The organism is Bradyrhizobium sp. 154, from assembly GCF_023073875.1.
Classification (GTDB): Bacteria; Pseudomonadota; Alphaproteobacteria; order Rhizobiales; family Xanthobacteraceae; genus Bradyrhizobium.
Map to the genome: position 1 here is coordinate 26689 of NZ_JADPKG010000085.1, position 17889 is coordinate 44577.

Genomic DNA, 17889 nt, shown 5'->3' on the forward strand with positions numbered 1-17889 from the left:
GGCGAACTCGCGACGCCGGCACCTGCGCGGCTCCCCTGAACGATTTGCTCCTGTACATCTTTGAGTCATCGAAGCTTTTGCGCCGGGCGCCTGGCTAGGAACGAGCGTCATGTCAGGGATTTGAGCAAGGTCCCGACCGGAAGACGCTCATGCACAGATTTGACGCCGCTTTATCGACCGCCGCCCTCACGAGGGTGACGGATGACATCTGGATCGCGGACGACGCGCCAATTAGCGCGGCGGGTCTGCGTCTGCCTGTTCGCATGACGGTCATTCGGCTGTCGAATGGTGACCTCGTGCTGCACTCGCCGGTGCGATATTCGCCTGCTCTGCGCAACGAGCTGGAGCGGTTGGGATCAATCAAATATCTGGTCGCGCCGAATGTGGCGCACTGGATGTTTCTGCCTGCCTGGCAGAGGCATCTGTCGCAGACGTTGACCTTTACAGCGCGAGGACTGTCTGCGCGGAACCAGGTGCGAGAGGCCGGGCTTCGCGTTGACCGCGAGCTCGGCGACACCACCCCCGGAGAGTGGGCCGCCGAGCTTGAGACCATCTCGGTGCATGCCCCGATGTTCTCCGAGGTGGAGATATTCGACAAGCGGAGCCGCACGCTGATCCTGACGGATCTCGTGCAGAACCTTGATTCCCATGATCTTTCCGCGTCAAATCAGGCCGCCGCAAACCTGCTCGGCATCGCCAAGCCTGACGGCAAGGCGCCGATTTATCTCCGGCTCTTGTTGCGCCTCGGCGGCCGTTCGGTACACGCCGCGGCCGAACGGCTCGTGCGCCTGGCGCCTGAGCGGGTCATCTTCGCGCATGGCGATTGGTTCAAGGCGGACGCGGCCGTGCGCCTCCGGCGGTCGTTGCGCTGGCTTGTCCCAATGGATGCCTCGGGATCTTCGCGGCGGCCAATGGCGGGCACACGGGTCGTCATTACGGGAGCATCCAGCGGAATTGGCCGAGCGGCGGCGCTGGCGTTTGCGCAGCAAGGGGCGAGCGTGGCGCTTGCCGCACGTCGCGGCGAGATCCTGGCAAGCCTCGCGGCAGAGTGCGAGGCGCTGGGAGGCCGTGCCTTGGCGGTCCAGACCGATGTCAGCGATGCGGAAGCGGTGCAGCGATTGGCAGGGCAGGTTGACGATGTATTCGGCGGAATCGACGTCTGGATCAATAACGCCGGCACCGGTGTATTCGGCGCCTATCAGGACGCCGACTTCGCGCTTCACCGCCGAACCATTGAAGTCAATCTCCTGGGAATGATGCACGGCGCCTTCGCGGTGCTTCCGATCTTTCTCCGCCAGAACCGAGGCATCCTGATCAACAACATCTCGCTGGGGGGTTGGGTGCCGACGCCGTTTGCGGCGGCCTATTCCGCAAGCAAGTTCGGCCTGCGCGGTTTCACGGCGAGCCTGCGCCAGGAACTCGGCGCGCATCCGAACATCCATGTCTGCGGCGTGTTCCCGGCGATGGTGGATACGCCGGGCTTCGTCCACGGCGCCAACATGTCGGGGAAGAGGCTCGATCCGGGGCCGCTGCTGTACCAGTCAGAAGATGTCGCTCAGACCTTTTTGAACCTCGTTCGCGCGCCGCGCGATGAAGTGGCCGTCGGCTGGCCCGCGCGCGGTGGCCAGATGGCCTACGCCATCGCGCCGAAATTCACTGAAAATCTGTTAGGTGGCGCATTCCGATTCCTCCTATCGCGCGCCGGACGCGCACCGATCAGCGAGGGGAGTATCATCGAAGCCTCGCCGCTCGGCACGTCGGTAGACGGGGGGTGGCTGGGGCGGAAGCAGCTTCCACCGGCTAGGATCATCAGCCAGGGGCTTGCACTTGTGGGAATGGTTGCGTGTGTGGCTTTGGTGGCCTCGGTAGCCGTCCGGCCGCGTCGGCCGCAGATCAGGACCAGGCGTCGCCGGACGTCGACGGACGTACCGTACCAAGGCTGTCTTGACCGACGGACATCATGGCAGCGCGTAGGCTCGCACGTAGTCCCCGAGCCTGGTGCCGAACGAGCCGTGGCCGCCATCGACCGTCACCACGTATTGCTTGCCGCCGGTCTCGTAAGTCATCGGCGTTGATTGGCCGCCAGCGGGAAGACGGTCCTGCCAGAGCTGCTTGCCATCACCGACGTCGAATGCCCTAATATAGTCATCCATTGTTCCCGTGATGAAGATGACGCCTCCCGCGGTCACGATCGGCCCGCCCAGCATGGGAACGCCCAGCTTGAACGGAAGCGGGACAGGGGCCTGATCGCGAATCGTGCCGATGCGGTGTTGCCACACCACCTTGTGCGTCTTGAGGGCAATGGCCGCGATATTCCCCCAGGGCGGGGCGAGGCAGGGTATGCCGAGCGGCGACAGGAAGATGCCGAGATCGACGCCATAGGGAGCGCCGTACATCGGCTGAACGCCGAGTTCGGTGCCGGGTGGATGCGCAGCGTTCGGCGCGGCCGGATTGTCTTTTCCACGCGGCACCAGGCGGGAAATGAACGGTATCGATTGAGGGTTTGCGATCGCGATCTGCCGCTGTGGATCGACGGCAATTCCGCCCCACTCGAACATGCCGAAATCACCCGGGAACACCAGCGTGCCTTGCTCCGAAGGCGGCGTGAACGGCCCTTCGTAACGGAGACGCTTGAACTTGATACGGCAGGCGAGCTGGTCGAACATCGTGCTGCCCCACATCTGCGCGTCCGTCAGCATGCCGGGTGGGCGGAAGCTCAATTCCGAGAAGGGTTGGGTGGGGGACAGCCGGTCGCCGGGTGCGGCGCCCTGCGGCACGGGCTTCTCCGGCGCGGGCACCAGCTGATGCCCGTCGCGGCGGTCGAGCACGAAAATGTCGCCCGTCTTTGCCGGAATGTAGATCGCCGGCGTGGTGCCGCCATTCGAACGCAGATCGACCAGGCTCGGCTGCGAAGGCATGTCCATATCCCAGAGATCATGGTGCACGTTCTGGAACGACCAGCGTAGTTTTCCGCTGGCGATATCGAGCGCGATCAGCGCCGAATCGTAACGCTCCTTGTCCGACGAACGGCCGCCGCCCCAGATATCCGGAGAGCTTGAGCCGAGCGGGACGTAGACGAGCCCGAGATTTTCGTCGACCGCCGAGATGCTCCACGAATTGGGTGAACCAGCCGTGAAATGATGCGAGGCGGAGGGCATCTCGTTCGGATCGGGATTGCCGGCGTCGAACGCCCATATCAGTCGCCCGGAATAGATGTCGAAGCCGCGGATCACGCCTGAAGGCACGCGGTCGGAATAATTGTCGATGACGGCGCCACCGACGATCAGAACCTTGTCGGTCACCACGGGCGGCGAGGTACCCTCGTAGAAGCCGAGCGTCTGGACCTCGCTTCCCTCCTTGAGGTCGATCTGACCTTGGTTGCCAAAGCTGGCGCAGGGCGTGCCGCTCTGGGCATCCAGCGAAAACATCCGGCCGTCATTCGTCGGCACGAAAATGCGCTGCGGACAATCGCTTGGGGCCGGCGCGCCGTCGGCCGTGACCGCGCCAAGGCTTTGTTGCGTGATAGGACACGCCGCGGCAGGTCATGTGCTGGAAGGCCTGGTTGTGTTGGATCTGAGGGTCAAACTTCCAGCGCAACTTGCCGGTCGCAGCGTCGAGCGCGAACACGATTTGGTGTGGCGAGCAGGTATAGAGGAGATCGCCAATCTTGAGCGGCGTCGCCTGGTTGGTGATCTCTTCGGGATCATCAGGACCCTTGTGGTCGCCGGTGCGGAATTCCCAGGCGAACTTGAGGTCCTTCACGTTGGCTTTGGTGATCTGGCTGAGCGAGGAATAGCGCGTCCCCCAGCCAGTGCCGCCGTAGGCCGTCCAGTTTTCGCCGGCGGCGGGCGGGGCTGCTTCGGAGGAGGCAATGGCGCCCGTCGTTTCGCTCTCCGGCACCGTGCCGGCAAGATCGTGGCGATCGCGCGTGAGGGAGAGAGCGAGCACGGCCGCCGCCGCCATCAGTACGAGGCCGAGCGCCGATCGCGCGGCACGCAAGCGAGGTGCCAAACGACGCGTAATGAAGGGCAACAGCAGCCAGACGCCCAGCGGCGCAAGCACGTCGCCGCGCGGCGCCAGGGACCAGAAATCGAGGCCGGCCTCCCAGATTGCCCACGCAATCGTGCCAAGCAGCAGCGCGGCATACACCCAGAGCGCCTCGGCACGCCGGCGCGTAAGCAGCCACGCGGTGAGCAGAAGCATGGCCCCGGCGACGAGATAGTAAAAGGAGCCCCCAAGCACAGCGAGCCAGGCGCCGCCGCCGGCGAGGGCCAATCCCATGATAGCGACGATCACAATGGTGATCGCGAGCAGTGGCGCGTCACGGAACAAGTGGATGGGAGTCATATTTCCTACTTCAGCGTATAGAGAAACGCCGCGATATCACGCGCGTCCTTCTGCGGGATGCCCATTCTCGGCATGGCGTTGCCCGGCAACGTCCGCTGCGGATCTTCGATCCAGTCGGCCATGTTGTCCGGCGAATTCTGGATGTAGCCGGCGATGTAGGTCCGCGTGCCGATCCGGTGCAGAGGTGGACCGACGTTGCCGTCGGCACCGGCGATGCCGGGAATGTCGTGACAGCCGCCGCACTGATATTGCTTGACGAGGTCGGTGCCACGGCGCGCATCGCCGATGAAATTGTCCGGGCCGGCAGCCGTGCCTTTGTCGCAGGCCACCGCCGTCAGGGCCAGCAGGGAGGCGATGAGCGATCGTGTCGTTGGAGTCCCCATCGGCTGCTCCGCTTTCCGGATCAGGGTTTTCGGCCGAAATTGAAAGTCTTGGTGGCGGACCACGGATCGGTCGTCGAGACCTGCTCGCTCGGCACTTGCTCCACTTCAGGGGATAGCGGATTTGCCGAGAAGGTCCGGCCCCATTGCCGGTTCGGCTCGTTGCTGATCTTGCTGATATAAGTGACGAGGTCCCAGATCACGCTGTCGGGCAGCACGCCGCCCCAGGCCGGCATTCCATTGGGCCGCCCCTGGTAGATTGACAGATAGATGCTCTCGGGCTGCGAGCCATAGGTGAAGATGTTGTTGCTCAACGCCGGCCCCATGCCGCCGCCGCCGTTCGGCGCGTGGCAGCCCACGCAATTGAAGCTGACGTAATAAGTCATCCCGCGCTGCTCCGCATTGGGATCGCCTTGCACGGGATTCTTGATCTGGGGTCGGTCCGGCTGCGCGCCGGGGAAGAGGTGGCTGACCGGGACCTGCATGAAGACGCCGGGCCTACCGTTGCCGACGCTGCCGCCGAAATTGGGGCGCGGTGCCGGCATCGGCATCTGCGCCTCCTGTGACTGCGGCAGAGTCTGCTGGGCAATTCCGGCGCCGTTCGACACGATCGCGAGGAGCAACGATAGGAAGCTCATGCGTAATGCTGGAGCAGACATCACTCATGCCCTCCGGACGCCGTGACCGGCTTTTCGACCAGCGGCACGCCGAAACTGCGCAGCAGCGACATGATCTCGGATCGATGCTCGTCGATGAATGCATTCAGCCGGTCGCGCAGCGCGTGGTCGTCCTTGCGTACGCCCATGGCAATGGAAAACTGGAACTGCTGAGGGCCAAAGCGCTCGTAATCCTGAATTGGCGTGACCGTCAGCGGGACGGGAGAGCGCTGCGCGAAATAGCCGCCCAGCGGCCCCCAGGCGGCAGCAACATCGATCTCGCCGTTCTCGACTGCCTCGATCAGGCGCGCGGGCGGATCAGCTCGGCGATAATCGCCGTAGATGGAATAGCCGCGGACATTGTCGACGATGCCTTGTTCGCCGAGCGCCTGCGCAGGCGGTGGATTGTTGCCGTCGTCGCCGATCAGATGCACGCCGATCACGAGGTGATGTAAGCGCGGGTCGAGCAGCGACGAAAGATCGAGCTGCTTATCCTGCCGAGCCACGAACACGTAGCTGGAGCGATAATACGGCTTTGTCGTCTCCACGAGATCGTAGCCGGCCGGTACGCCCATCACGACGTCGCATTTGCCGGCATTCAACGTGTTGCGGACGAAGCCGCGTCGCTGCGCCCACCAAGTGTAGGCGACCTGTTGGCCGAAATGCTCGCCGACTATGGCTGCGAGCCTGTTCTCGAATCCCGCTTCCGCGCTGTTCGAGAATGGCAGATTGTTCGGATCGGCACAGACGCGGAGTTCGCCATCCGATGCCGCCGTTCCGGGGCTCGCGAGCCCGATCAGAATGCCGAGGGCGATGCCCGGACAATTACTTCGAGGGCGCATGGCTGGTGTCCTCACCCTTTGCGTCTCCAAGCTTGAACACCAGCAACTCGCTCCCGCCGGCGGTGTAAAACGGCAAATCCTGCGTCGCGCCCGCAAAGCCCAGTGCGGCATTGCGCACGCGGGGATCGACCTCAGCATTGGCCACCACCCCGGGCCAACCGCCGACGCCCGAGAGGATCGCGATGTATTGCTGGCCGTCGGAGCCGCGATAGGAAACCGGCTGGCCGATGAACCCGGAGCCGGCACGGAATTGCCAGAGCACACGCCCATCCCTGGCGTTCACCGCCTTGAAAAGGCGATCCATCGTGCCGTAGAACGCCACGTCGCCGGCCGTCACCAGCGCGCCGCTCCAGACCGGAAGCTTCTCGTGGATCTCCCAGATCTTCTTGCGCGCGACCGGGTCCCACGCCATGAACTCGCCGCGATACCCACCAGGGCCGGCATACATATCAACGTCTGCGCCAACATAGGGCGTGCCGGCGATATAGCCGACCTGCGAGGCCTTAAAGTCCATGCAAAGGTGCTGATGCGGGACGTACAGCAGCTTGGTCCGCGGTGACCAGGCCGACGGTTGCCAATCCTTGGCGCCGGGCGCGCTCGGGCAGATGTTCTCGACGGTCTTGCCGACCAGCGGCGTCTTCTCCTCGTTCGGGATGATCTTGCCGGTCTTCAGATCGACGCCCTTGTAGCTGTTGACGAACTCATAGGCATCCGCCGAGATCACTTCGCCTGTCGCGCGATCCATGACGTACATGTAGCCGTTGCGGCCGGGATGGATCAGCACCTTGCGGGTCTGGCCACTAAGCTCGAGGTCGACAAGCACGTTCTCGTTGACTTCATCGTGGTCGAACAGATCGTGCGGGTTGATCTGGTAGGCCCATTTGGCTCGACCGGTGTCCGGATCGCGCGCAAAGATCGTGGTACTCCAGAGATTGTCGCCGCTGCGCTGGTTGGCATTCCAGGGACTTGGATTGGCAGTACCGTAGTAGATCAGGTTCAGATCAGGATCGTAGGAGATCCAGCCCCAGACCGTACCGCCGCCGACCTGCCAGCGATCGGCCGGCCAGCTCTTCACGCCGAGATCCGTGCCTTTGAGATTGTCATAGAACGGCTTGAAATCGTCCCCGATCAGCACCTCCTTGTCGGGACCCGTCGAATAGGCGCGCCAGGCAATGGCGCCGGTGTTCTCATCTAGCGCCGTGACCCAGCCACGAACGCCCATTTCGCCGCCGCTGTTGCCGACGAGAATCTTTCCCTTGACCACGATGGGTGCCATCGTGATGGTCTCGCCCTTATTGATCTCGCCGAGCTTCGTGTGCCAGAGCTCCTTGCCGGTCTTCGCATCGATCGCCACGGTGTGGTTATCGAGTGTATTGAGGAAGACCTTGTCGTTGTCGAAAGCGAGCCCGCGATTGACGACATCGCAACAGGCAACGCCCGCGGCCGCCGGCTCCGGCTTCGGCGCGTAGGACCACTTCAACTCACCTGTCGTGGCATCGAGTGCGAACACACGGTTGGGGTAGGGGCCTGCATAAGGGCCGACCACGTACATAGTGCCGTCCACCACGAGCGGCGCCGCTTCCTGGCCGCGATCGGCGCCAACCGAGAAGGTCCACGCAAGCTGGAGGCGCGAAGCGTTGGTCGCGTTGATCTGGGCGAGCTCGCTGTAGCGCGTGTTGGCGTAGTCGCGCGCGGCCATGGGCCATTGGCCCGGATCCTTCATGCGGGTAGCGAGATCGGTTTGTGCCGACCCCGACGACAGCAGCGCGCCGAATGCGCAAAGGACACTCAGCAACCGCGCGAAACCACGCACTAACATGTGTAAGGCACTCCATGGCGGTGACGAGGCCATGCCGCGTTGCAGGCCGGTGCGAACGTACAAACGTTGCGCTTCCCCTTGGTTCCAAAAGGAGGGATTCGCAGCTATCTCACGACGTTGCCCGATACGCCTGCGCCGAGATCGACCGCGATCTGATCCTCCTTGCCGTTGCACTTGGGGTGGCCGAATCCTGACGGGCTTCTGCCGTCCGGGCCGATGTCATAGATGATCGCGTCCTTCATATTGGGACTGACTCCGGCCGGCACGCGGTCAAGTCCAAGCAGGTGGCGGACGCGCCAGGCAACATTGTGATCGGCGCAGGAACTGTCGCCGCTGATACCAAGCGCACCGGCGATCCCGTTGCCGTCATAGAGCGCCAGCCCACCGCCAAAGACGATCACGCCGCCCACGGGCTTTCCGACCATTGGATCGTGCGCCGTGCCGAATTCGTCGGGCGAGCCCGAGTACAGAACCTCTGGCGATGGTGGGTTGCTGAGACCTGCGCCGAACAGAATTCCGCCAGGTTGCGCGCCCGCGTAGAGGTTGGCCGTGGCGATCGCCTTGTCCTTCAGGCTGAACGCATTCGCCGTATTCGCCTTTTCGGCTGCGATTGCTCGGCTGCCCAGCCACTGATCATCGACTTTACTGCCACTGTAGGCGACCGCGCAGACAAGACCCTGTCGATTGACGACAGCAGCCCATTCGTTGTTGTCGAAGCCTCCATTGCCCGGCCCACCGCCGGGCTTCACACTCTTTTTGAGGATATCGGCGAGCTGCTCATGATCGACCGGACACGACATAGCCGGCCGGGGTTGGTCCTGCGCGTTCAAGATTGCAGGCACCAAGAACGCCGTGGACAAGACAGCCGTTGCTGCCATGACAGATCGTTTGCCCATGTGGCCTCCCTGGAGTGTCGCACTCAGCAGGCGAACGTCCGAAGAGAAGTTGCGGTTCCTATGCAGGACCGCTCATGAGCGGCAGGTGCGAGTGGCCACCGTCGTGGTCAGCCACCGGTGAGCAAAGAACAATGCGGCGGCTGTGTAGAGTATGCCCATGGGCACCCACATCAGGATGCCTGCGAGCTGCTGGTCTTCAAGGGGCGAAAGGCCGAATTCCCCGGCGAGGGCGCCCTGGGCCGGGATCCAGAGCCGCGGCGATACGGTCAGCAGGGCCCCGAGCACACCGGAATGCAGGATGGTGATGAACAGGCAGGCGACGGCGATGCCGTCGCGAGTTCGGGTGCTGCGGCCCCGTCCGCGGCCATGCAGCAGCACCCACCAGAACAACAGCGCGGTCACAAAGAAGCTGACGTGTTGGAGGCGATGGATCCCGGCGTTGTCGAGCGCCCACGCGTAGAGCGGTGGTGCATGCCAGATCCAGAGCGCCGCGCCTTGGAAGATGGTCGCGCTGATGGGGTGGCTCACAAAAGTCCACGGCCAAACCAGCATCGGCAGATTGAGAATTCGGCCCGCCGATGGCCGGAACGAGGCTGGTAGGCTCCACAGCAGCGGGCCGTTGATCCGGGCAAACGCCATCAGTGGCGCCGCGACGAGCATGAGCAAGCCGTGCTCGACCATGTGCGCGGTGAACAGCCGCTCGCCCAGCCAGTGCAGCGGCGAGGTCACCGCCAGCGCGAGGACGAGCCAGCCGGTCCAGAACGCGGCGACCTGCCGGAAGCTGACGCCGCGGCCGCCTCCCGCGTGCCGCCAGAGTCGCTGCGTTCCAACATAGAAGCCAATGCCCATGGCATAGAGCGGGGCCACGAGCCAGGGGTCGTAGCTCCAGAGTGATCCCGAATCGACATCGGATAGTCCGTGCGCGGCGGCCGGCTTCGCGAGCAGCGCAAGCAATAACGCCGCAAAGCTCAGCGCAGACATGGGCTGATCATGAGCGACGCGGCGAGCTGGTTCGCGATGACCAGCGCGAACAGCACGCCGGAGCCGACGCCGAGCCACGCCATGAACGTCCTGGGACCGCCACCTTGCGCATCGGACCATTCAGCGCTGGCACCGCGCCGAACCGCGCGTGCCGATATGACGGTGCCTGCAAGAGCGAGGATGGCCAGAACAGCGCTCAGGATTGCTCCGCTCATCCTCGTCTTCTCGCACGAGAAGTGCGCGAACACGTAGACACCTTGCAAATTAATACCCCATGCAATGGGCCCGAGCGCAACGCCGGCCCAATACAGCCATCTGGAATGTCCGTCAGCTTCGGTCATAGGCGCGGCACCCAATCCAGCAGCACGTACAGAGGCAGCCAGGCAAGCACGACAAAGTTCCAGTAGAAGACGTTGTCGGTTACATCGCTGAAGCGGCGCGGCTTTGCGTGCCTCGTGAACATCAGGACCGCAAGAACGATCGTGTCGCCAACATCGGTGGCGAGATGGGTCGTGTGCAATCCGAGAATGAGCCACACGATCGATCCGTAGGCGGAATTGTCCCAGCGCGTATTGAGATGGGCGAACTCGAAGCCGCGCAGAACAAGAAGGGCGGTGCCGATCACGGCCATCACGATGAGACCGACCCGCACTTTGGCAAGATCCTGCCGGTGCGCGGCCCGATTGGTGATCTCGTTCGGGATGATGCTGAGCAGATAGACCGCGACCTCGGCCGTGCCTGGCCAAAGATCGGGCGGCGCGGCGCCGATCGGCCAGTTCGGATTGACGGCGTAGAGATAAAGATAGGCGCCGATCGCGATGGCGAACCCCATGCCTTCGAGCGCCATGAAGCCCATGGCGCCCCACCATGGTCCACTGCGTGGGCCGTACCCGTAAGTCGGCAGTTCGGCGACATTGCGAACGATGGTTTGTCTCACTCCTCGTCCTCCCTGCTGCCGGTCGGCCAGAACCAGCCGATCAAGGCGACGGCCATCGGCGGCGTGCCCCAGAGCACCGCCCATGGCGTGAAGATCGAACCGATGAAGAACACTGTGGTTGCGATGGCTGTGAGCAGTGGCCAGATGCTGGGTTCGGGCGATGCTTCGCGGATTTGCGGCTCGGCCTCTGCCAGTGAGGTGAGCAGGACTTCGCGCCGCTCCGCGCTCAGACCCGCGACGACAGGCAGGCTCATGCTATCGGCCCACAGCGGATCGCGGTGTTTGACGACCGGAATGCGGTCGAAATTCTGCGGCGGCGGTGGCGAGGACGTCGCCCATTCCAATGTTGAAGCGCTCCAAGGATTGTCGCCCGCGAGTTCACCCTTGCGCAGGCTGTAGATCACATTGACCAGAAGCAGCGCAAAGCTGAGCGCGAAAACGAGCGCGCCGCCGCTGGACAACAGGTTCAAGTGCGCCCAGTCCATGTTGGCCGTGTAGGTGTAGACCCGACGCGGCATTCCGATCAGCCCGAGAATGTGCATCGGGAAGAACGCGACGTTGAAGCCGATGAAGGCCAGCCAGAAATTCCAGCGACCGAGGCTCTCGCTGAGCATCCTGCCCGTGATCTTCGGAAACCAGTAATAGACGGCACCGATGAGCGGGAACACCGCGCCGCCGATCAGGACGTAGTGAAAGTGCGCAACGACGAAGTAAGTGTCGTGCACCTGGGTGTCGATCGGGACAGAGGCGACCATCACGCCGGACAGGCCGCCGAGCACGAAGATCACGATGAAACCGATCACGAACAGGAGCGGCGTGCGGTAGACCGGCCGTCCGTCCCAGAGCGTTGCCAACCAGCAGAAGATCTGCAGCCCGCTCGGCACCGCGATCAGCATACTGGACGCCGTGAATAGGCCGGCGCCGAGCTGGGGCAGGCCCGTGACGAACATGTGGTGGACCCACAGGCCAAACGATAGGAAGCCAGTCGCGATCAGGGAGAGAATGACGACGGGATAGCCGACCACCGGCCTGCGCGCGAAGGTCGCCAGGATTGCTGAAACCATGCCGGTGCCTGGAATGAAGATGATGTAGACCTCCGGATGGCCGAAGAACCAGAACAGATGCTGCCAGAGCAGCGGATGCCCACCGGAGGATGAATCATAGAAGCGGGTGTTGACGAGCCGGTCGAGGATCAGCGACGTCGATGCGACCATGACCGAGGGCATCGCGAACATCACCAGGAAGGCCGTTATCAGCATGGCCCACACGAATAACGGAATGCGGTCAAGGGTCATCCCGGGCGCACGGAGCTTGAAAACGGTGACAATGATCTCGACGGCGACTGCAAGCGCAGCGACTTCGGTGAAGGTGATCATCTGCGCCCACACGTCCGGGCGCTTCGTCGGCGTGTATTGCAGCGAGGAGAGCGGGACATAGGCAAACCAGCCAACGTCCGGGCCGACATTGAGCGCAAAGGAAATCCAGAGGAAGCACCCGCCGAACAGAAACATCCAATAACTGAAGGCATTGAGGCGCGGAAAGGCGATGTTCCGCGTGCCGACCATCAGCGGCACGAGATAGACGGCGAACGCCTCCATGACCGGCACGGCGAACAGGAACATCATCGTCGAGCCGTGCATGGTGAAGATCTGGTTGTACTTGTCGGCCGACAGGAACGTCTTCTCCGGTCCGGCAAGCTGAACGCGCATCAGGATCGCGAGAATGCCGCCGAGAAGCAGGAAAGCGAAAGCGGTGACGATATACCGGCGGCCGACGACCTTGTGGTCCACCGACGTGAGCGCACCCGTCCATCCGGACGGCGTGCGCCACACCCGCTCCAGCTGCGTGGACAGCTGAAGGCCATTCAGGACGTCGTCCCGTATCTCACGTGGTTCAGCGGCGATGCTCACTTGAGCTGCTCCAGATAGTGTAGGATCGCGATGAGCTCGCCCGACTGCAGCGGCATCTTTGGCATGAGATTGCCGGGCTTGATGTGCTGGGGATCGGCGATCCAAGCCGCGAGCGTCGCCGGCGTATTCGGCAGCGTTCCCGCCGCGATCGTCGTTCTGCTGCCGATATGCGTGAGATCCGGGCCGAGCTGCCCGCCGGCCAGCGTGCCGCTGATGTTGTGACACAAGGCACATCCGCGGGCCCGGAAAAGAGCCTCGCCCTGCTTGCCAAGCTGATCCGTAGGGCTGTTCGCGCTCTGGTTCTCGTGGTCGCGCCAGCGGCCGAATTCATCCGGCGGCAGCGCGAGCACGGCGAAGGCCATATTCGCATGCTGGAGGCCGCAGAATTCGGCGCATTGCCCGCGATAGACGCCGGCATTCTTGGCCGTGAATTGCAGCTCGTTCTTTTGCCCGGTGATGAGGTCCATCTTCCCGGTCAGGCTCGGCACCCAGAAGCTGTGGATCACATCGGCGGATTCCAGCTCGACCTTCACCGGTTGGCCGGTCGGGACGCGGATCTCGTTCGCGGTCACGAAGCTCCGATGCGGACTGTCAGCTTCATAGCGGACTTCCCACCACCATTGGTGGCCAATGATCTTGAGCGTGAGGGCGTTCTCGTCCTTGGCAAAGATCGTGCGCTGACCGGCATAACTGACAATGGAGAGTCCGAGCACGACGACGAGGGTTGCGAGCCCCAGGACAAAGATGACGCGACCGCTCGTCCGCTCAAACGGCTGGTGCAGCGCGAGTGGTTGGTCGGCCGGGCGCTTTCGGCGCAGCAAACTGACTCCAAGCACGACCACGACGGCGATCCAGACGGCGGCCGCAACGGTCAGGAAGATGAAGATGGTATGAAGGATCTGGCTGGACTGAAGTCCCTGCGGGTCCAGCACGGACTGCCGGCCGGCGCAAGCGGCCAGCGGCAACGTCGCAAATGGCACCAGAGCCGTTCGCATCCGGACAGGCATCGATGTTCGCCGTGCTCCCCTGTTCGAGGGCGAACCGGTCAATCGTATGAAGGTTCCTATCTCCGCGAAATGGCTGGTTCACAGCATCTCAGAAAGGCCATCCTCTGGTCGCGATGAAGATTGCCGCATCGGCCACGGCCATCAGCAGCAGGACGATCAGGACGGCTATCATGGCCCCTGGCTGGGTAATCGCGCGAAGGTCTTCAAGCATTGATCATCCTCGACTTTGCGGTTCGATCACCTTGCCATCTCCTCTTGTGGATCGTGCGGCGCTGTGCGGCTTCGGTGCTTCGCTCCCGTTGCGCGCTCGCTGCGGCAAATGCCAAAAGCACGCCGACGCCGCTATTGCCTGTTTGAGTGCTCCCGTCAGACATGCGGGAAAATGCCAGCGTGCTGTCGTGGTTCCTAAGCCTCGTGTATCGCCAGGACGCCAGGTGATCGCCAGGACGCCAGGAGAGGCGCTGTGATCAGAATTGGCGTGATTTCGTTGCGAGCGGCCGGCTTGTATTCCGGCCGGCGGGCAACTGCCTCGAATGCCGCGGTTACCTATCGGACTTCGATCGCTGACATCGTCGCCGAGCACAAAGGTTGAGGAAGTAAGTTCAATATTAGAACTTATATTGCTTCGCCGGCTGCGCCGAGGCCTTCTGCCCGGCGATCAGAGCTGTCGCCACTGCGCAATGATGGCATTTGAAAGTCGAATTCGGCACCTCCCGGGCGCGCACGGGACTTTCCGCGTGCCGTCATCTAATCGCTTGACCAGTTCTGAAATAGAACTGTAGGATGGACCGAGAAGATGGCCGATCATGACGGCCGCCCCTTCTACGGATTGCCGCGCCGGACCAACTCAGGCCTGCGGGTGAGGCGGGGCGTGCAGCCGCGCGAATAAACAGGACCACGTACCAGGAAGGTGCGGGTTTGGGAGGACGGACAATGTTGACGAAATGGAAGGCCGTTGCGGCCCTGGCTTTGCTTTTGAATGGTCCGGCGTTTGCGGCCGACGAGGTCGGCGTTACTGCGACCGAGATCAAAATTGGCGGGGTGTTTCCGTTCAGCGGACCGGCGTCATCGATCGGTCTCGTCGGCAAGGGCCTTATCGCCTACATTCAATCGGTGAATGACCGCGGCGGCATCAACGGCCGCAAGATCAACTACATCGCCTATGACGACGCCTACAGCCCTCCGAAAGCGGTAGAGCACGTCCGCAAGCTCGTCGAGAGCGATGAGGTGGCGTTCATGTTCGGTCAGCTCGGCACGCCCGGCCTTTCGGCCACGGCAAAATACCTGAGAGCGAAAGGCGTGCCGAGCATCGCGATCATCAGCGGCTCGTCCAAGTTCACCGACGTCGCCAGTTCCCCGCTGACCACGACAGGTCTTGTCAGCTACGACACCGAAGGAAAAATCTACGCGAAATATCTGACCAGGACGCTGCCGAACGCCAAATATGCGATTCTCTATCAGAACGACGATCTTGGCAAAGATTACGTCAATGCCTTCAAGGCCTTTCTCGGCAAGGACTACGATCGAAAGGTCGTCAGCGCGTCCTATGAGGTCACCGAGCCGACCGTCGACTCACAGATCACAAACCTGAAAAGCTCCGGTGCCGACGCCCTGGTGATCGCGGGAACGCCGAAATTCGCCGCGCAGGCGATCCGGCAGGCTTCTGTGATCGGCTGGAAGGCGACGGTGATCATCAACTTTCCATCCGGTTCGGTCGGGGGCACGCTCGCGCCGGCTGGCCTCGACAAATCAGTCGGCGTGATCGTCGGGACGATCAACAAGGACGTCGTGGATCCGACATGGAAAGACGATCCCGCCATGCAGACCTATCGGGCGTTTCTCGACAAGTACCTGGCCGGCGTCGATATCACCAACGGCAGCTATCTGACCGGCTATCAGCAAGGCATCCTGCTCGAGCAGATCCTGAAGCAATGCGGCGATGATCTATCCCGCAAGAACATTCTGGCGCAGGCCAAGAACCTCAGGGATTTCGTCGTCCCGACCGCGCTGCCCGGGATCAAGGTGAACACCAGCGAATCCGAGAACATGATCTGGACGCAGATGCGCTTGCAACGATGGACCGGATCGACCTGGGAAGCCTTCGGCGAGGTGCTCGACGCCAGGTCCGAATGAACTCGCCCCAGCCAGATGCCGCATGAGCTGCGTCCCAAGCTTGCAATGCGCCGGTAGGCCGCCGCTGGGCATTACGGGAATGCACGGCATGTGGTCGCCCTTCAGCAATTCGGGAGATCATTTTCGATGTCGACGACGGCACTGACGTTTGCCCCGCGCGAGGTTTCGATCGAGCGTCGCCCCGACGGCACGCTCATCTTGAGCTCGCCTCTTGAATGGACGCCGTGCGACTGGCGCATCACCGATTTTCTGCCGCGTTGGGCCAATGCCGTTCCGGATCGGGTTTTCCTTGCGCAACGCAATGCGAAGGGAGGATGGGACGAGATCACCTATGGTGAGGCATGGTCGCAGGTTCAGGCGGTCGGCCAAGGCCTGATCGATATGGGCGCAAGGCCAGCCGACAAGCTGGCGGTCCTTTCCGGAAACTCCATCGAGAACGCGGTGATCTCGTTTGCGGCGATGTCGATCGGGGTCATCCTGGCGCCGATCTCGCCGAACTACACCGTGATGCCGGGGGGCCTCGCACGTCTCAAGGACATCGCGGAAGTGCTGCGTCCGAGCTTTGTGTTCGTTCAAAGCGGACGCGACTTTTCCGCCGGCCGCGCCATTCCGGAATTGGTGGCCGCGACCTGGATCAGCGTCGATGGTGCGCCCCACACAGTGCCTTTTCAGGTTCTGACGGCGCGAACCGGGCGCGAAGGATTCGAGCGCGCATCGCGGGAGGTGCCTTGTGACGCCGTCGCGAAAATTCTCTTCACGTCCGGTTCGACCGGCTTCCCCAAGGGCGTGCTCAACACCCACCGCATGATGGCAAGCTCCCTGCAAATGGGAAGTCTGCTGGTGTCTCCGCCCGATGCGCCGGTCCAGGTGGAGTGGCTGCCCTGGCACCATACGATGGGTAGTAATGTCATCCTTCACGGCATCCTCAGGAATGGCGGGACGCTCTATATCGATGATGGCCGGCCGCTGCCGCATCTCTTTCACAAAACGGTCGAGAATCTCAGGGAGATCTCGCCAACCGCCATGTTCAACGTGCCTGCCGGGTATAACCTCTTATGTGATGCAATCGAGAACGACCTCGACCTTGGCGCCAGCGTGTTCAAGCGGATGGACCGATTGAGCTATGCTGGCGCCGCAATTTCTCAGGACACTCTCGAGAAACTCTATCGATTGACATTTGCCGCCACCGGCCGGCGAATTCCGGTCATGTCGGGTTACGGCACGACCGAAACCGCGCCGACGATCAGCACGACGCATTGGGCAACGGATCAGCCCGGAGAGATCGGTCTTCCCGCGCCGGGGCTGCAGCTCAAGCTCATTCCGGTCTCCGATACCTACGAGGCCCGGGTCAAGGGCCCCAACGTTACGCCCGGCTATCTCGGACGGCCCGATCTGACGGAAAAGGCCTTCGACGAAGAAGGATTCTATCGCATTGGCGATACCGTCTCGTTTCTGGATCCGCAGAGACCGGAGCGGGGCCTTCGCTTTACCGGGAGAATTTCCGAGAACTTCAAGCTTGCGAATGGCACCTGGGTCTCAATCGGAAACATGCGTGCGGCAATCCTGGCCGCCACACGTGGCGTCTTGCTGGACATCGTTGTTGCGGGCGAAAATCGCGAGACGTGCGCGCTGCTGTGCTGGCTGAACCCGACCGAGGCAGGCCGGATATCCAAGACTGCAGCCGTTGATTTGAGCTGCGATCCTGTCGTGGTTCAGTTTCTGAAGGACCGCTTTCGGGAATACAACGAGGCGGTCGGAAGCAGCGAACGAGTCTGCGCCTTCTCCCTGCTGAAGGATCCGCCGTCGATGGCAGCAGGAGAAATCACCGACAAGGCCTATGTCAACCAGCGCGCGGTGCTCAAAGTTCGCGCCGAGCAGGTTGAACGTCTCTATGCGAACGAACCATGCCGGGACGTGGCGCGGGTGTAGGGCAGGGCAATCGCATTTGAAAGACCGCTTCGCTGCGACATTCAACGAGACG

At 62.6% G+C, this 17889-nt stretch carries 14 protein-coding genes and 1 pseudogene; 3 read left to right on the plus strand and 12 right to left on the minus strand.

Translation table 11 applies throughout. The annotated features are described in order from the left end of the window. Positions 1-149 precede the first annotated feature (149 nt). On the plus strand, positions 150-2075 hold the full coding sequence (locus IVA92_RS19690; RefSeq protein WP_247280427.1) for an SDR family oxidoreductase: 1926 nt from the start codon (positions 150-152) through the stop codon (positions 2073-2075). On the opposite strand, the pseudogene IVA92_RS19695 reads toward IVA92_RS19690, so the two are convergent. The 12 genes and pseudogenes from IVA92_RS19695 to IVA92_RS35790 form a co-directional block, all read right to left on the minus strand. Beyond that, a pseudogene (locus IVA92_RS19695) lies at positions 1959-4347 on the minus strand (glucose/quinate/shikimate family membrane-bound PQQ-dependent dehydrogenase). The gene IVA92_RS19690 and the pseudogene IVA92_RS19695 sit on opposite strands and share 117 nt — an antisense overlap. Before the next feature lie 5 nt (positions 4348-4352). After that, complete coding sequence (locus tag IVA92_RS19700; RefSeq protein ID WP_247280428.1) at positions 4353-4730, minus strand: c-type cytochrome; 378 nt, start codon at positions 4728-4730, stop codon at positions 4353-4355. Positions 4731-4750: 20 nt separating this feature from the next. After that, a complete protein-coding gene (locus tag IVA92_RS19705) occupies positions 4751-5386 on the minus strand; it encodes a cytochrome c (protein ID WP_247280429.1) in 636 nt (211 codons plus the stop codon). Beyond that, positions 5386-6225: a substrate-binding domain-containing protein gene (locus tag IVA92_RS19710; protein WP_247280430.1), complete on the minus strand. Its 840-nt coding sequence runs from the start codon at positions 6223-6225 to the stop codon at positions 5386-5388. The genes IVA92_RS19705 and IVA92_RS19710 overlap by 1 nt, the downstream gene beginning before the upstream one ends. Then, positions 6209-8044 carry a methanol/ethanol family PQQ-dependent dehydrogenase gene (locus tag IVA92_RS19715; protein ID WP_256464854.1) on the minus strand — a complete coding sequence of 612 codons (1836 nt, stop codon included), beginning with the start codon at positions 8042-8044 and terminating at the stop codon, positions 6209-6211. The genes IVA92_RS19710 and IVA92_RS19715 overlap by 17 nt, the downstream gene beginning before the upstream one ends. A 104-nt stretch (positions 8045-8148) precedes the next feature. Next, positions 8149-8940: a heme-binding protein gene (locus IVA92_RS19720; protein WP_247280432.1), complete on the minus strand. Its 792-nt coding sequence runs from the start codon at positions 8938-8940 to the stop codon at positions 8149-8151. A gap of 72 nt (positions 8941-9012) precedes the next feature. Continuing rightward, positions 9013-9921: a cytochrome c oxidase assembly protein gene (locus IVA92_RS19725; RefSeq protein ID WP_247280433.1), complete on the minus strand. Its 909-nt coding sequence runs from the start codon at positions 9919-9921 to the stop codon at positions 9013-9015. Next, complete coding sequence (locus IVA92_RS19730; protein ID WP_247280434.1) at positions 9909-10262, minus strand: hypothetical protein; 354 nt, start codon at positions 10260-10262, stop codon at positions 9909-9911. The genes IVA92_RS19725 and IVA92_RS19730 overlap by 13 nt, the downstream gene beginning before the upstream one ends. After that, positions 10259-10858 carry a cytochrome c oxidase subunit 3 gene (locus IVA92_RS19735; RefSeq protein WP_247280435.1) on the minus strand — a complete coding sequence of 200 codons (600 nt, stop codon included), beginning with the start codon at positions 10856-10858 and terminating at the stop codon, positions 10259-10261. Before IVA92_RS19735 ends, IVA92_RS19730 begins: the two co-directional genes overlap by 4 nt. After that, positions 10855-12768 carry a cytochrome c oxidase subunit I gene (gene ctaD / locus IVA92_RS19740; protein WP_247280436.1) on the minus strand — a complete coding sequence of 638 codons (1914 nt, stop codon included), beginning with the start codon at positions 12766-12768 and terminating at the stop codon, positions 10855-10857. Before ctaD ends, IVA92_RS19735 begins: the two co-directional genes overlap by 4 nt. Continuing rightward, complete coding sequence (gene coxB / locus IVA92_RS19745; protein ID WP_247280437.1) at positions 12765-13775, minus strand: cytochrome c oxidase subunit II; 1011 nt, start codon at positions 13773-13775, stop codon at positions 12765-12767. Before coxB ends, ctaD begins: the two co-directional genes overlap by 4 nt. A gap of 88 nt (positions 13776-13863) precedes the next feature. Beyond that, the gene (locus IVA92_RS35790) at positions 13864-13986 is read right to left on the minus strand and encodes a hypothetical protein (RefSeq protein WP_256464853.1); all 123 of its coding nucleotides are present in this window, start codon (positions 13984-13986) and stop codon (positions 13864-13866) included. A gap of 722 nt (positions 13987-14708) precedes the next feature. Here IVA92_RS35790 and IVA92_RS19750 point away from each other — a divergent pair. Then, positions 14709-15908, plus strand: coding sequence for an ABC transporter substrate-binding protein (locus IVA92_RS19750; protein ID WP_247280438.1), 1200 nt, complete (start codon positions 14709-14711; stop codon positions 15906-15908). A gap of 126 nt (positions 15909-16034) precedes the next feature. Next, on the plus strand, positions 16035-17837 hold the full coding sequence (locus IVA92_RS19755; RefSeq protein ID WP_247280439.1) for an AMP-binding protein: 1803 nt from the start codon (positions 16035-16037) through the stop codon (positions 17835-17837). The last annotated feature ends 52 nt before the right edge of the window (positions 17838-17889 follow it).

Excerpts from the sequence above, each read along its gene's own strand:
- IVA92_RS19705 (WP_247280429.1), bottom strand. The coding sequence starts at position 5,386 with ATGTCTGCTCCAGCATTACGCATGAGCTTCCTATCGTTGCTCCTCGCG.
- IVA92_RS19725 (WP_247280433.1), bottom strand. The coding sequence starts at position 9,921 with ATGTCTGCGCTGAGCTTTGCGGCGTTATTGCTTGCGCTGCTCGCGAAG.
- IVA92_RS19715 (WP_256464854.1), bottom strand. The coding sequence starts at position 8,044 with ATGTTAGTGCGTGGTTTCGCGCGGTTGCTGAGTGTCCTTTGCGCATTC.
- IVA92_RS19750 (WP_247280438.1), top strand. The coding sequence starts at position 14,709 with ATGTTGACGAAATGGAAGGCCGTTGCGGCCCTGGCTTTGCTTTTGAAT.
- IVA92_RS19720 (WP_247280432.1), bottom strand. The coding sequence starts at position 8,940 with ATGGGCAAACGATCTGTCATGGCAGCAACGGCTGTCTTGTCCACGGCG.
- IVA92_RS19700 (WP_247280428.1), bottom strand. The coding sequence starts at position 4,730 with ATGGGGACTCCAACGACACGATCGCTCATCGCCTCCCTGCTGGCCCTG.
- IVA92_RS19710 (WP_247280430.1), bottom strand. The coding sequence starts at position 6,225 with ATGCGCCCTCGAAGTAATTGTCCGGGCATCGCCCTCGGCATTCTGATC.
- IVA92_RS19755 (WP_247280439.1), top strand. The coding sequence starts at position 16,035 with ATGTCGACGACGGCACTGACGTTTGCCCCGCGCGAGGTTTCGATCGAG.
- IVA92_RS19690 (WP_247280427.1), top strand. The coding sequence starts at position 150 with ATGCACAGATTTGACGCCGCTTTATCGACCGCCGCCCTCACGAGGGTG.
- IVA92_RS35790 (WP_256464853.1), bottom strand. The coding sequence starts at position 13,986 with ATGCTTGAAGACCTTCGCGCGATTACCCAGCCAGGGGCCATGATAGCC.
- IVA92_RS19730 (WP_247280434.1), bottom strand. The coding sequence starts at position 10,262 with ATGACCGAAGCTGACGGACATTCCAGATGGCTGTATTGGGCCGGCGTT.
- coxB (WP_247280437.1), bottom strand. The coding sequence starts at position 13,775 with ATGCCTGTCCGGATGCGAACGGCTCTGGTGCCATTTGCGACGTTGCCG.